We start from the raw sequence: 13,317 nt of genomic DNA on the forward strand, positions 1-13,317 counted from the left end.
GACCCGTTGGCCCTTCTCCACGCCGAGGCCACCGGCCTCAACATCGATCTCACACCGGACCTGCTCGGCCGGGCCATGGCCCCCCTGGACGAGGGACTCCTCGCCCGGCTCCTGGACCCGCGGACCTCGGCCACCACGGTCGCCGAGGTCTGGAACGCCGCCTACAACAACACCGCCCTCGCCCCGGACAGCGCGGTCGTCGTCTGCCTCGCGGTGCGCCACGCGCTCAGGCCCGGCGCCGCCGTGCTCCAGCGGCACCTGGGCACCCTGCGCTGGAAGGCGACCTGGTGCCACGTGCACCTGTTCCTGGCGGGCTCGCTCTACCAGCACGCCAAGGAACTGATGGGCCGGGGGCGGGGAGACCTCGTCCGCCCGATGCTCATGGAGGCCCTGCGCTGCTGGGACGTCGTCGAGCCGAACGACGGCCATCTGGCGGGCGGCCGGCCGGGCTGCATCTGGCGGGGGATGCGCGGGGTCACCCGTCTCGTCCTCGCCCGTCAGGACCCGGACCCCTTCCCGCTGCTGCGAGGTGCGCGGGTCGACCTCCGGCTCGCCGAGGAACGCGGGGACACCAGCCCGGAACACTTCGCGTTCCTGCTGGAGGTGCTCTACCGGCTGGCCCCCGACCCCGCGGAGACCGGCGGCACGTGGGACGAGGCCGACCGGCTCGTCGAACGCGCACGGGCCCATGTCGACGACAACTTCGCCTGGCTGTGCGCGCTCGGCGAACTGCACCTGCGCAAGGCCCAGTCGGTGACGCACGGCGAGGACGGGCCGCCGCCCGGCGAGAGCGCCGCGCTCGCACCGGGCACCGAGCCCGCGACCGAGCCCGAGCCCGCCGACCCGGACCCGGTGCTCGCCCGCCGAACCGCCGCGTTGGGGGCGTACGAGCACGCCCTCGACCACTTCCGTCACGCGCGGGAACAGGCCACCGGACAGGAGCACCCCGCCCGCCTCGTCATGCTGCGCCACAACCACGGAGTCGCCCGCGCGGGCATCGCCCGCAGCCTCCAGGCGCTCAAGCGGACCGACGAAGCCCGCGAGCACTACGCGTCCGCACTCGACGACCTGCGCTGGAGCGCCACCCACCACAACCCGGTCCAAGGCTCCGCCTTCCCCTCCGCGCTCCTCGACTTCGGCCTGTACCTGTACCGCGCCCGGGACTTCGCCGCGGCGCACGCGCACGCCGAGGAGGCGCACGGCGTCTGCGCGGCCACCCCTGGCGTGCTCCCCGAGGAGCGGCACCGCCTGGCCGGCGAACTGTGGCGGGCCGCCGCCCTGCGCGGGCTCTGGCCGTGGACGGAGACATCGTCCGAGGAGATCCCGGAACCGGACGACGCGTCCGCCCCCGACCCGGCCGAGGTGCGGACGAGACTCGACGCCCTGCTGGCCGCGGAGCCGGCCGATCTGCTGTCGGCCGTGCCCCTCGTGCAGTCGGCCCGGCTGCTCATCGCGCTGGGCGAGGCGGCCGAGGACCTCACGCGGATCCGTGCCGCGCTGGCCACCCTGCACGACCTGCGGGAGACGGCGCACCGGGACAACCGGTCCTGGCTGTCCACCCGACTGGGCATGCTGTACGGCCAGTTGGACCGCCTGTGCCGGTCGGCGGACGTGCCCGAGGCCGCACCGGAGAACCTGCTCGCCCGGGCCTACGCCTGCTTCGGCGATGCCGTCGTCGAGGCGACCGAGCGCCGCCGGAGCATCGAGTTCGGTCTCGGCAGGGCGGCACTGCACCACGCCAAGGCCCTGCTCGCCGACGAAGGGGCGTCGGAGGCCGCCGCCCTGCTCCTGCACGAGGCGCGGGACGTCCTGCTGGTGTGCCTCGACGAGCCGGCCGCGACCGATCCCGTGGCCGCCGGGACCGACGTACCGCCGGCCTCCGGGGAAACGGCGCCCGCACCCGGCGAACGGCCGCTGGTCCGTGGGCGCGTGGCCAGCCATCTCGGCGAGACCTGTCTGCGCCTGCACGCGCTGACCCGCGACGACACGCATCTGCGGGAAGCCGTCGGCTGGTTCGAGACGGCCCTCGCGGACGGCGACGCCGCGGGCAACGTCCAGGGCATGCTGGGTGACGCGTATCTGCGCCTGGCCCGCGCCGGTGGCGAGCACGACCTGCGCACCGCGCTCGCGCTCAAGGCGGGGGCCCGCGAGGCGGGTGACCGGTCCCGGGAGAACCTCAGCGTCTCGGCGGCCGGCCACCACAGGCTCTGGCGATCGACCCGGGCACCCGAGGAGTTCACCACGGCGGTCGGTCTGGCGCTCCAGGCCTGCGTCCTGTCCCCGGACTGGCCCTGGCCGCTGCTGCAACTCGCCGACATGGCGGGCGCGCCGGCCGCCGTCCGGTCGACGGCGAAGCCGCCGTGGGAGACGGACGGGGCGACGGTGTCCGAGGTCACGGCCGCGGACGCGGAACACCTCCACGAGGCCGTGCGCGCCGGTGACCAGGGCCGGCTCCACGAGCGGGCGGCCCGGACGGCCGTCCACTCCCGGGCCTTCCGGCAGGCGGTCCTCGGCGGGCGGTCGAAGACCTTCGTGCTCGACGACCCGCACCGGCTCCTGTCCACGACCCTGGTACTGAAGCCGACCTACCGGTCCGAGGCGGAGACCGAACAGGACCGTCTGGGATCCCTGCGGCGGTACCTGCGAGACACCGGCGCTCCCCACTGGATGCGGCTGCCCGAGGTGCTGGCCCTGGTGGACCTGCCGGCCGGGTGGTCCAGCGAGCGGCAACCGCCCCCGGACACGGCACTCGCCTCCCGCCGCGCCGTGGGCCGGAGCCTCGCCGGCGTCATCGCCGACGCGTACGAGGGCCGAGGCCGGTCCCCGTTCGACAGGGTGACGTACGCGCTGCGGTACCTCGCCCGTATCCATGTGTGGTCGAGCGGGATCACGGACCCGGGCCCCGGCGGGCCGGCGGTCCTGGCACCGGTCGTCGCCGAGCTCGCGAAGCGGGCCGGCCGCCTCCACGTCCCCGACGCCACCGGCCTGGCGCAGCAGTGGGCCGCCGCGACCCCCAGGTGCACACAGGCCCTGCCCGGCAGGGACGCGCACGCCGAGAACTGGCTGATCACGGACACCGGCGACGTGGTCGCCCTGGACCTCGAACCGCACGGCCGTCTGCCGCTGCTCTACGAGGTGGCGCAGCTGATCGAGGACCACGCGGCGCTGAACCTGAAGGACAGCGACTGGCCGGACCGCGAGGCCCTGTGCCGGGTGTACCTGGACGAACTCACGGCCCTGGGCCACCCGGCCACGGTCGCCCCCGCCGACGTACTCCCCGCGTACCAGGCGTTCGCCCTGGTCAGGGCGGTCTTCCTGACGGAGCACCTGACGGCCGGGCCCACGGACGCCACCTCGAATCCGGCGTCGACGGGTTCCCGCCGCTGGTCCGGGCGCCGCCTCACCCACGCCCAGACCCTCCTGCGGCACTGCGCCGACACGGCGACCGAGAAGGAACTACGGGACATCGCCGCACGGCTGGACGGCCTGCTGCCCGGGTGACCGGGGGACGGAAAAGAGCTCCGGCCGGGCCCAGGGGCCGGGTCGGAGCTCTGAGGGCAGACGAGTCGGGCTGTACGCCGGGTTCTGTCGCCCGGTCGCCTCGCGGCGGCCGGGGAGACGGCCATCCATCTAGGGCCGGTGTTGCCACCGGCCTCGTGCGGTCTACCCGCGGACTCGGGCGGGCAGCCCTCGAACGTCCGCGCAGAGCGCTTTTCACGGCGCTCCTTTTGACCTTGCTCCAGGTGGGGTTTACCTAGCTGCCCAGGTCACCCTGGGCACTGGTGGTCTCTTACACCACCGTTTCACCCTTACCGAGGACCGAGGTCCCCGGCGGTCTGCTTTCTGTGGCACTGTCCCGCGGGTCACCCCGGGTGGCCGTTAGCCACCACCCTGCCCTGTGGAGCCCGGACGTTCCTCGGGAAGCCCCCTAAGGGGACTCCACGCGGCCGTCCGCCCGGCTCGTCTGCCGTGTCGACCATGGTACCGGGCGTGCGCCCTTCTTCCGGACCGCGGCCGTTCAGACCGCGGCCGTTCAGAGAGCCCGGCCCTCGGTCCGGCCCTCGGTTCGGTCGTCGGTTCGGTCGTCCGTGCTGTCCGCCGGCCCGCCCGTGGTCCGGCCCTCGGACTCGCCGGCGGCCCGGCGGCCCCCGGGCCGCCTCCCGCCCGCGCCGCCCGCCGTCGCCAGGACCGAGCCCGCCAGGATGAGGGCGAAGGCGGCCAGGATGCCCGCCGTGAGGGGCTCGTCCAGGAACAGGGCGCCCGCTGCCACCGCGACCGCCGGGTTGACGTAGGTGATGACCGTGGAGCGGGTGGGGCCGATCTCCTTGATCAGTTCCAGGAAGGCGACGAAGGCCACCGCCGTGCAGACGGCGCCCAGGGCGGCGAGGGCGGCCAGGACGGAGGGGGCGGGCGTCTGCGCCGGCCAGGTCGCCGCCGCCGCGGGGGCGTAGACCAGGGCCGCCAGGGTCAGGCAGGGGACGATGAGCTGGAGGGTGGGGACGTCCTTGAGCCGGCGGGCGGCTATCAGGGGGGCCGTGGCGTAGCCGACGACCGTGAGCAGCACCTCGCCCAGCGACTTCACGTCCCCTCCCGTCAGGTGCGGGACGGTGAGGACGCCGACGCCGGCCAGCCCCAGGGCGAGGCCGGTGATCCGGCGTGCGCCCAGGACCTCCGCGTCGCCGAGGAAGCGGGCCGCCAGGACGCCGACGATCGGGACGCCCGCGATCAGCAGGCCCGCCGTGGAGCTGGACAGGTGGCGTTCGGCGTCGGTCAGGGTGAACCAGGGGCCGATGATCTCGATGCACGCGAAGGCCAGCATGGGCGCCCAGTGCGCCCGCACGGTCCGGACCAGGCCGCCCTGGCGGATCGCGAAGGGGAGCAGGAGCAGGGCGCCCAGCGCACAGCGCGTGAACACCACCATGGACGGGGAGAGGTCCTCCACCGCCACCTTGATCAGCAGATAGGGGATGCCCCAGACCACTCCCATCAGGGAGAACAGAAACCAGCCGCGTGCAGTCATACGGCGAGTGTCGGTCCCGTCAGTGCCGGGTGTCTTGAACGCTGTTGCGGTAGGCCGCCGGGGTCACGCCGAGCACGCGGCGGAACCAGCGGGTCAGATGGGCCTGGTCGGCGAAGCCCACCAGGGGTGCCACCTCCGCCGGGCGCAGTCCGGCCTCCAGCAGGCCCCGGGCGCGGGTGACCCGGTGCTGGGCGAGCCAGGCGTACGGGGGGATCCCCACCGTCGCACGGAAGGCGCGCAGGAGCTGGTAGCGGGAGAGGCCCAGGTCGGCGGCGAGGTCGGCGAGGCCGGGGGGTGCGAGGAGTTCGTCGGCGAGGCGGTCGCGGACCGTGCGGGCGATGCGGTGGGCGCCGGGCACCCGGTCGTCGGCGGGGCGGGCGGTGGAGTGGCGGCGGGCCAGGGCGGTGAGCAGCCAGGGCAGCCGGGACTCGGCCTCCAGCGGGTCGGGGCAGGTGCTGAGGTCGGTGTGGGCGGCGCGCAGCGCGGCGGCGAGTTCGGGGTCGTCGATCAGCGGTTCGCGGAAGTGCGGCAGGCCGCCGAGGGTGCCCTCGGCGAGCAGGGCGGGGCCGGCGTACAGGGCGCGGTACGCGTAGCCCTCGGTGTCGGTGGCGGGCCCGCCGGTGTGCATCTCGCCCGGGGCGAGGACGACGATGGCGCCGGGGCCGTTGCGGATGTGGCCGCCCCGGTAGTCGATGATCTCGGAGCCGCCGACGCAGACGCCGACCGTGTACTCGTCATGGGCGTGCGGGGCGTAGACGTGCCGGTCGAAGCGGGCGGTCAGCAGGTCGAGGGGCGGACCGCAGCGGCCCAGCCGGGCTCTCGTCCACAACGCCTGTTCACGGCCCACGCCGCTCATCCCGCACCCCCTGCTGTGTTCCTCAGGGTGGAACGCCTACGGGCCCGATTCCATGCCCCGATCCGCGGGTCGTGCATCCCCCGGCCCCGGAAGGGCCGCAGCCATGGGCGGGCTGCGGACCTCGTCGTACGGTCAGCGGCCCGGATCGTCTCGGGCGTGCTGTCCGGCATCGCCCCGCGGTGGCTGTCGGGCGGCTTCCAGCGCCCGCGCCAGCTGCTCGCGGGCACGGCGCTGGATGCCCTCGCTGTCGTGCAGCAGTTCCTCGGTCTCCTCGGGTGTGAGCGGCGAGGGCGGTGGGCCCCCGTCGGTCAGCTCGGCGTAGAGGCTGCGGCAGGCCTGGTCCTCGTCAGGGAATCGCTCCAGCACCGTGCGCATGCCCCGCTGCTGAACGCCCATCACCCACTCACCCGCCTGTTTCTCCAGGTAGAGGCGGTCCTCCGGCCTGGGGCAGCCGGGGGATCCGGGGCAGTCGGCGATCTCGTACAGCCCCGCCGGGACCCCGGCCGCGCTCAGCGCCTCGCACAGCTGGTGACGGTCCATGTCCCGATCCTGCCCTGTCCCCCAGCGCTCAGTTCACCCGCTCCAGATTGCCGCTGCGCACCAGAGTGTTCACTGTCGCGCCGGGCACATCCAGGGCGGGGGGCTGCACATTCGGGCAGTACGGTGTCTTGTACGCGACCGAGGTCACGTACTGCACGCCCTGGCCAGGTTGCTCGAATGCCGGTGCGGTAGGCCCGGCACACACGACGGTGTCCTTCTTCACCCGGTACAGGTGGTAGTTGTAGGGGTACCGCGCGTCCTCGGTGTTGAGACCGGACGGCGGAATCGAGCGTTCCCCGTACTTGGCGCCGGCCGGCGAGAGGAACTTGCCGAACTCATTGCCGAAGCGGTCCAGCAGCTGGCCGGGGTGGAGGGTGACCTCAGCCGCGAGGACATTCCCGCTGTTGTCATGGGCGAAGCCGTTGTCCGGAACCAGGCTGTACTTCCAGTCGCCCTGGCCGAAGTCCCCAGTCGGGTTCCACCACTTGTTGAGGAACTCCACCGGGGTGAGGGGGCCGAACCGGTTGTAGCCGCTCAGGATGCCGCCCAGGACCCCGGTGCGCGGCAGCCTCGCCGGGCCGAACCGCCAGTCGTTGCACACGAATTCCGTGTGTGCGTAGGGGTAGGGCGACGGCACCAGCCCGAGGCAGCGCGTCTTCTCGCCGTCCGCCCCGGGCCGGCGGTTCTGCTGCCCCTGCTTGCCCCCGTCGGCCGCCCGGTCGGACGCCGGCGGCGGGGCGGCGACCGCCGGTGTCAGGGAGCGATCGGCGGGGGACGTCCGCATGTCCACGGCAGCGGACGCGGGAGCGCTGAGCAGAAGGGAACCGGCAAGGCCGGCCGTCGCGGCCACGCTCGCACACCATCGACGGATTGCCACTGATGCCTCCGAAAGATCGAGTCCACGGGGCGTCAGGAGCACCCTGATCCATCACAGAAGTCCCGCCGGGGCGCAGCAACACGGGCGGGCCGAACGGGCTCGCCCGCCACTCGTTCGCCAGAGGCGGCTGCGGCCCTCCCGCCCCGGGCCCGACCGCCCCCGGGCCTGCCCCCGGCACAGGTCCACGTCCGCGTCGCCGGCCCGCGCTTGACCCTGCCGCGACGTCAGGCTTTCTACTGGAGACATGCGGATCGGAGAACTCGCCGAGGCCGTCGGCGTGACCACGCGGACCGTCCGGCACTACCACCACCTGGGGCTGCTGCCCGAGCCCGAGCGGCGCGCCAACGGCTATCGCGACTACTCGCTGCGGCACGCCGTCACCCTCGCCCGGATCCGGCGGCTGACCGAGCTGGGTCTGGGCCTGGCGGAGGTGCGGGACGTGCTCGCGGACGACGCCGGGAAGGACCTCGTCGAGGTGCTGACCGAGCTGGACGAGGATCTGGCCCGGCAGGAGAGGGCGATCCGGGAGCGCCGGGCCCGGCTGCGGGAGCTGCTGGACGTGGAGGAGCTGCCCGCCGAGGGCCCGGTCTCGCCCGAGCTGGCCGCCCTGTTCGCGCGGACGGCGGCCGAGCTGAGCGACTCCCCGATGGCGGCCCGGGACCGTGAGGTGCTCGCGCTGATCGAGACGGCCGCGAGCCCCGAGGAGCGGGAGCGGCTGCTGACGGTGGTGGGCGCGGTCGTGGCCTCGCCGGAGGCGGTGGCCCACGCCAACGAGGCGTACGCGCTGCTCGACGCGCTCGCCGACGCCGGCCCGGACGACCCCCGGGTGGAGACGGCCGCTCGCCGGCTCGCCGAGTGCACCCCGCGCGAGCTGCTCCCCGAGGCGGGGGTCGTCGATGACGACAACAGCTTCCTGCGGGCGCTGTACGCGGACTTCGCCCCGGCGCAGGCGGAGGCGATCCGCCGGACGCTGCGCATCCTCGCGGAGGGGACATGAGAACGGCGGCGGCCCTCGTCCGGCACGAGCTGCGGCTGTTCGCGAGCCTGCTGCGGTGGGCGGCCCGGCGGCCGCACGGGGTCGGGGACGGGCGGGCGTTCGGGTACGCGCGGGGGCAGGGCGCGGTGATGGCCGGGTTCGGGTTCGTGTGCGCCGTCGAGACGTTCACGATGTCCGTGCTGCTGCGCCAGTGGCCCGCCGCGCACCGGGTGGTGCTGGTCCTGGACCTCTACACGCTGTTCGTCGTGGCCGGCCTGTACGCGGCGTCGGCGGTCCGCCCGCACGTCCTGTACGACGACGTCCTGCGCGTCCGCCGGGCCGTCCATGTCGATCTACGGGTCCCGCTGGACCGGATCGCGGCCGTCCGCCGGGAGACGCGCACCACGCACGAGCGCGCCGCCGGTGAGCTGAACCTGCCGGTCGGCTCGCAGACCACCGTCACGCTCGAACTCACCGGGCCGGTCACCCAGGTCACGTTCCTCGGCCGCCGCCGGGAGATCACCCTGATCCGGCTGCACGCCGACGACGCCCGCGCGCTGGCCGGTGCCGTCACGCGGGCACGAACCGGACCGTCGGTCCCGCGGGATCGGCCTCGGTGAGGCGGACGCGCAGCCGCTCGCCGAGGGGCAGGGGGTCGCCGTCGATGCGGCCGATGACGGCCGGGGACTCCAGCTGGACGGTGCCGACGGTGGGCCGGCGCTCGTCCACGTCGACGACGCAGCCGTCGAACTCCTCCCCCACCCGGCCCCCGAGCAGGGCGGCCTCCACGGTGTCGACGCAGGCCCGCTCGACGGCGGCCGCGCGCCGCCCGCCCTCCGCCATCTCCTTCGGCAGCGCGTCCAGCGCGGCCGGCACCCAGTCGGGCGGGGCCTCGCCGGCGACGGCGGCGAGGCACAGGGCGGTGGTGTAGCGGTCGACGAGCCGGCGCAGCGGGGCCGTGCAGTGGGTGTAGGGCGCGGCGACGGCGGAGTGGGTGGTGATCTCGGGGAGCCGCCCGTCGCGGAAGACCGTGTAGCCGGCGCCGCGCAGCAGGGTGGTGCACTCCTGGAGGAAGGCCGCGTGACGGGGTTCGTGCGGGTCGAGGGAGCGGATGAGCCTCGCGTACGAGACGTGGTGCGGCCAGTCGATGCGCAGTGCGTGCGCGGTGTGCCGCAGCCGGCCGACGGCGCCGTCGGGGGCGGTGGGCAGGGTGCGCAGGACGCCCGTGCCGGAGGCGAGCATCAGGTCGGCGGCGGCCATCCCGGTGAGCAGGGAGAGCTGGGCGTTCCAGCCCTCGGCGGGCAGCGGGGCGCGGTAGGTCAGTGCGTAGGCCCGGTCGTGTTCGACGATCTCCTGCTCGGGCACGTTCAGCGAGATCCCGCCGCGCTCCTCCTCCAGCCGCTCCCGCAGCCGCCCCACGGTGGCCAGCAGCCGCAGCGGCTCCTCCGCGGTCCCCGCGTCGATCCGCCGCTGTACGTCGGGGTAGTCGAGTCTGGCCCGGCTGCGGACGAGGGCGCGGTGGACGTCGACGGCGACGGTACGGCCGTCCGCGTCGAGGTCGAGGGTCCACAGCGCGGCGGGCCGGTCGTGGCCGGGGAGCAGGCTGGCGGCGCCCTCGCTGAGGACGGCCGGGTGCAGCGGGATCTTGCCGTCGGGGAAGTAGAGGGTGGTCACCCGGCGGTGCGCCTCGACGTCCACCGGTCCGCCGGGTACGACGAAGGCGGCGACGTCGGCGATGGCGTACCGGAGGCGGTAGCCGGTGCCGTGCCGGGCCAGGTGCAGCGCCTGGTCGAGGTCGTCGGCGCCGGGCGGGTCCACGGTGACGAAGGGGATGTCGGTCGCGTCGTGGTCCGGGAGCGCCGGCGCCTTGGCCGCCCGTTCCGCCTCGGCCAGCACACCGAGCGGGAAGGCGAGCGGCACACCGAGTTCGGTGCGCAGCGAGGCGAGGGCGGCCCGGAGGGGCGCTTCGGGGGCACCGGTCACGCGGAGGGGGCGGCGGGGCATACCAGCGAGCGTAGGACGCGGGCGGGGAGGCGGCACGCCGTACGCTGTCCAGTGCCCTGACCGGCCGTCGTTGAGCGTTGTCCGAAGGAGATTCCGCGTGCTCGTCCTGCTGCCCCCGTCCGAAGGCAAGGCCGCTTCCGGTCGTGGCGCCCCGCTGAAGCCCGAGGCCCTGTCCCTGCCGGGGCTGGCCGCCGCCCGTGACGCGGTCCTCGGCGAGCTGGTCGAGCTGTGCGCGGGCGACGAGGAGAAGGCGCGCGAGGTGCTCGGGCTGAGCGAGGGGCTGCGCGGCGAGGTCGGGAAGAACACGGAGCTGCGCACGGCGGGCGCGCGTCCGGCCGGGGAGATCTACACGGGTGTCCTGTACGACGCCCTGGGTCTGGCCTCCCTGGACGCGGCCGCGAAGAAGCGGGCCGCCCGTTCCCTGCTGGTGTTCTCGGGGCTGTGGGGCGCCGTCCGGGTGACCGACCGCATCCCGTCGTACCGCTGCTCGATGGGGGTGAAGCTGCCCGGTCTGGGGGCGCTGGGCGCGCACTGGCGTACGCCGATGGCGGCCGTGCTGCCCGAGGCGGCCGGGGACGGGCTGGTCCTGGATCTGCGGTCGGCGGCGTACGCGGCCGCGTGGCGGCCGAAGGGCGAGGTGGCCGGGCGGACGGCGACCGTGCGTGTGCTGCACGCGCCGACGCGGAAGGTCGTCAGCCACTTCAACAAGGCGACGAAGGGGCGGATCGTCCGGGGGCTGCTGACGGCGGGGATCGCGCCCGAGGGGCCGGCGGAGCTGGTGGAGGCGCTGCGGGACCTGGGGTACGTGGTGGAGGTGGGGACGCCGGCGCGGGCGGGGTCCCCGTGGACGCTGGACGTGCTGGTGGACGAGGTGCACTGACCCGGTCCCCCGCGGCGGCCGCACCACAGGGTGACGACACCGAGCGCATTGCAGCATGTGCAACGACCTTTGCGCAGACTGCACCACCCGGGCAGGATGAGGCGCATGGCCTCCCCTCTGCCCTCAGCCGCGGCCGCCTCCGTGCTGGATCTCGCGCCCGTCCTGCCCGTGGTGGTCGTCCGGGACGCCGCCGACGCCGTACCGCTGGCGCGGGCGCTGGTGGCGGGCGGGCTGCCCGCCATCGAGGTGACCCTGCGCACCCCGGCCGCGCTCGGCGCGATCCGGGAGATCGCGGACGCGGTGCCGCAGGCGGTGGTCGGCGCCGGGACGGTGATCGCGCCGGAGCAGGTCACGGCGTGCGTGGAGGCGGGCGCGCGGTTCCTGGTGAGCCCCGGCTGGACGGACACCCTGCTGGCGGCGATGCGGGCGTCCGGTGTGCCGTGTCTGCCGGGGGTGTCGACCGCCTCGGAGGTCGTCGCGCTCCTGGAGCGCGGGGTGCGGGAGATGAAGTTCTTCCCGGCGCAGGCGGCGGGCGGCACGGCCTATCTGCGGTCCCTGGCCGGACCTCTGCCGCAGGCCCGTTTCTGCCCGACCGGCGGGGTCGGTCCCGGCAATGCGGCGGAGTATCTGTCACTGCCCAACGTCGGCTGCGTGGGCGGAAGTTGGATGGTTCCGGCGGAGGCGGTGGCGGCGCGGGACTGGGCCCGGGTCGAGGACCTGGCGCGCGCCGCCGCCTCCCTCGGACTCAGGGCCGCAGATGGGACGTGTCGTTGAACAGGCGGACGCTGGCGTTGCCGTCGGCGTAGTACGCCACCGCCGACAGCGAGGCCGCCGACAGTTCCATCCGGAACAGCGACTCGGGCGGGGCGCCCAGGGCGAGCCGTACCAGGGTCTTGATCGGGGTCACATGGGTGACGAGCAGGACCGTGCGGCCCGCGTACGCCGCGACCAGCTTGTCGCGGGTGGCCGCGAGCCGGGTCGCGGTGGCCGCGAAGCTCTCGCCGCCGCCCGTGGGTTCGGCTTCCGGATCGGCGAGCCAGCGGTTCAGGTCGTCCGGGTGGCGGTCGCGGACCTCGCCGAAGGTCAGCCCCTCCCAGGCGCCGAAGTCGGTCTCGATCAGCCCGTCCTCGACGGTGACCTCCAGGCCGAGCCGGGCGGCGACGGCCCCGGCGGTCTCCCGGGTGCGGGCGAGCGGGGAGGCGAGGATGTGCTGGACGGTCCCGCGCCGGGCGAGCGCCGCGGCGACCCGCTCGGCCTGTTCCCGGCCGACGTCGGAGAGGGAGGGGTCGCTGCCGCCGCTCCCGGAGAACCGCTTCTGCGGGGTGAGGGGCGTCTCGCCGTGCCGGAGCAGCACGAAGGTGGCCGGGGCGCCGAGGTCGGGGGGCGCGGCCCAGCCCACGGAGGGCGTGGCGGCCGGGGCCGCGGACGCCCGGTGGGACGGGGCGGCGAGGGTACGGGCGGCACGCAGGTCGGCGTCGGCGGTGGTGTCGGGCCTGGTGGAGGCCGCGGTGGCGGCCGCGGTGGCGGCCGCGGTGGCGGCCGTGGTGGCGCCCTCCGGGGCCGGCGTCGGCGTCGTGCTCCGCGCCGCGGCCGGCACCGGGCCGTCCGCGTCCCGTGTCCGGGCCAGTGCCTCACGGGCCTTCGCCGCGCCCGCGGTCGCGTCCCCGGGCGGGCCCGACGGCTCGGGAAGGGCCCGGGAGGCCGCGGACGTGTCCAGGGCGGCCCGTGACGCCGCCGGATCCCACTGCTCGCCCCGCTTGCCGGCGTCCATGGCCTCGTTGGCCAGACGGTCGGCGTGCTTGTTGCGCTCGCGCGGGATCCACTCGTAGGAGACCTGGCCGGCCGGGAGGACCCGCGCGGCCTCCGCGGCGAGCGGCTTCATGTCGGGGTGCTTGATCTTCCAGCGCCCCGACATCTGCTCGACGACGAGCTTGGAGTCCATCCGGACGCGGACCGTGGCCGACGGATCCAGCTCACGGGCGGCGCGCAGGCCGGCCACCAGACCCCGGTACTCGGCCACGTTGTTGGTGGCGACGCCGATGTACTCGGCGCGCTCGGCGAGGGTCTCCCCCGTCGCCGCGTCGATCACCACGCTGCCGTAGCCCGCGGGCCCCGGGTTGCCCCGCGACCCGCCGTCCGCCTCGACGATGAACTCCCGCACGCC

The 13,317-nt window shown here is 74.9% G+C and carries 11 protein-coding genes and 1 other RNA gene; 5 read left to right on the forward strand and 7 right to left on the reverse strand.

The features are described 5' to 3' along the window. Window positions 1–6: 6 nt before the first annotated feature. Entirely contained in the window at window positions 7–3,501 is a 3,495-nt protein-coding gene (locus IE275_RS28900; protein WP_189714425.1) for a hypothetical protein, read from the forward strand. A gap of 57 nt (window positions 3,502–3,558) precedes the next feature. On the opposite strand, the gene rnpB is transcribed toward IE275_RS28900, so the two are convergent. From rnpB to IE275_RS28925, 5 genes are all read right to left on the reverse strand, one after another. Further along, window positions 3,559–3,963: RNase P RNA component class A (gene rnpB / locus IE275_RS28905), an RNA gene on the reverse strand. 70 nt (window positions 3,964–4,033) lie between these two features. Then, window positions 4,034–5,020 carry a DMT family transporter gene (locus IE275_RS28910; RefSeq protein WP_189714427.1) on the reverse strand — a complete coding sequence of 329 codons (987 nt, stop codon included), beginning with the start codon at window positions 5,018–5,020 and terminating at the stop codon, window positions 4,034–4,036. 19 nt (window positions 5,021–5,039) lie between these two features. Further along, on the reverse strand, window positions 5,040–5,876 hold the full coding sequence (locus tag IE275_RS28915) for an AraC family transcriptional regulator (RefSeq protein ID WP_189714429.1): 837 nt from the start codon (window positions 5,874–5,876) through the stop codon (window positions 5,040–5,042). A gap of 132 nt (window positions 5,877–6,008) precedes the next feature. Further along, a complete protein-coding gene (locus IE275_RS28920) occupies window positions 6,009–6,416 on the reverse strand; it encodes a hypothetical protein (RefSeq protein ID WP_189714431.1) in 408 nt (135 codons plus the stop codon). Window positions 6,417–6,444: 28 nt separating this feature from the next. Continuing rightward, window positions 6,445–7,266 carry a TNT domain-containing protein gene (locus IE275_RS28925; protein ID WP_189714433.1) on the reverse strand — a complete coding sequence of 274 codons (822 nt, stop codon included), beginning with the start codon at window positions 7,264–7,266 and terminating at the stop codon, window positions 6,445–6,447. A 271-nt stretch (window positions 7,267–7,537) separates the two neighbouring features. Between IE275_RS28925 and IE275_RS28930 the strand changes: the two genes are divergently transcribed. Both IE275_RS28930 and IE275_RS28935 read left to right on the forward strand, forming a co-directional pair. Then, complete coding sequence (locus tag IE275_RS28930) at window positions 7,538–8,290, forward strand: MerR family transcriptional regulator (protein ID WP_189714435.1); 753 nt, start codon at window positions 7,538–7,540, stop codon at window positions 8,288–8,290. Next, the gene (locus IE275_RS28935; RefSeq protein ID WP_189714438.1) at window positions 8,287–8,889 is read left to right on the forward strand and encodes a hypothetical protein; all 603 of its coding nucleotides are present in this window, start codon (window positions 8,287–8,289) and stop codon (window positions 8,887–8,889) included. The genes IE275_RS28930 and IE275_RS28935 overlap by 4 nt, the downstream gene beginning before the upstream one ends. Here the strand turns inward: IE275_RS28935 and IE275_RS28940 are convergent. Beyond that, window positions 8,840–10,273 (reverse strand): RNB domain-containing ribonuclease, encoded by a 1,434-nt coding sequence (locus IE275_RS28940; RefSeq protein WP_189714440.1) that lies wholly within the window; start codon window positions 10,271–10,273, stop codon window positions 8,840–8,842. The two genes, IE275_RS28935 and IE275_RS28940, sit on opposite strands and share 50 nt — an antisense overlap. Window positions 10,274–10,370: 97 nt before the next feature. Here IE275_RS28940 and yaaA point away from each other — a divergent pair, with 97 nt between their 5' ends. Continuing rightward, window positions 10,371–11,153 (forward strand): peroxide stress protein YaaA, encoded by a 783-nt coding sequence (yaaA, locus tag IE275_RS28945; protein ID WP_189714442.1) that lies wholly within the window; start codon window positions 10,371–10,373, stop codon window positions 11,151–11,153. A 105-nt stretch (window positions 11,154–11,258) separates the two neighbouring features. Continuing rightward, complete coding sequence (gene eda, locus IE275_RS28950) at window positions 11,259–11,927, forward strand: bifunctional 4-hydroxy-2-oxoglutarate aldolase/2-dehydro-3-deoxy-phosphogluconate aldolase (RefSeq protein ID WP_189714444.1); 669 nt, start codon at window positions 11,259–11,261, stop codon at window positions 11,925–11,927. On the opposite strand, the gene IE275_RS28955 is transcribed toward eda, so the two are convergent. Beyond that, window positions 11,899–13,314 carry a bifunctional RNase H/acid phosphatase gene (locus tag IE275_RS28955; RefSeq protein WP_189714446.1) on the reverse strand — a complete coding sequence of 472 codons (1,416 nt, stop codon included), beginning with the start codon at window positions 13,312–13,314 and terminating at the stop codon, window positions 11,899–11,901. The two genes, eda and IE275_RS28955, sit on opposite strands and share 29 nt — an antisense overlap. Window positions 13,315–13,317: the final 3 nt, after the last annotated feature.

The organism is Streptomyces phaeofaciens (assembly GCF_014648915.1).
In the GTDB taxonomy this organism is placed as follows: domain Bacteria; phylum Actinomycetota; class Actinomycetes; order Streptomycetales; family Streptomycetaceae; genus Streptomyces; species Streptomyces phaeofaciens.

Coding starts and splice junctions, on each gene's coding strand:
- IE275_RS28910 (WP_189714427.1), bottom strand. CDS start 5,020: ATGACTGCACGCGGCTGGTTTCTGTTCTCCCTGATGGGAGTGGTCTGG.
- IE275_RS28915 (WP_189714429.1), bottom strand. CDS start 5,876: ATGAGCGGCGTGGGCCGTGAACAGGCGTTGTGGACGAGAGCCCGGCTG.
- IE275_RS28920 (WP_189714431.1), bottom strand. CDS start 6,416: ATGGACCGTCACCAGCTGTGCGAGGCGCTGAGCGCGGCCGGGGTCCCG.
- IE275_RS28930 (WP_189714435.1), top strand. CDS start 7,538: ATGCGGATCGGAGAACTCGCCGAGGCCGTCGGCGTGACCACGCGGACC.
- IE275_RS28935 (WP_189714438.1), top strand. CDS start 8,287: ATGAGAACGGCGGCGGCCCTCGTCCGGCACGAGCTGCGGCTGTTCGCG.
- IE275_RS28940 (WP_189714440.1), bottom strand. CDS start 10,273: ATGCCCCGCCGCCCCCTCCGCGTGACCGGTGCCCCCGAAGCGCCCCTC.
- eda (WP_189714444.1), top strand. CDS start 11,259: ATGGCCTCCCCTCTGCCCTCAGCCGCGGCCGCCTCCGTGCTGGATCTC.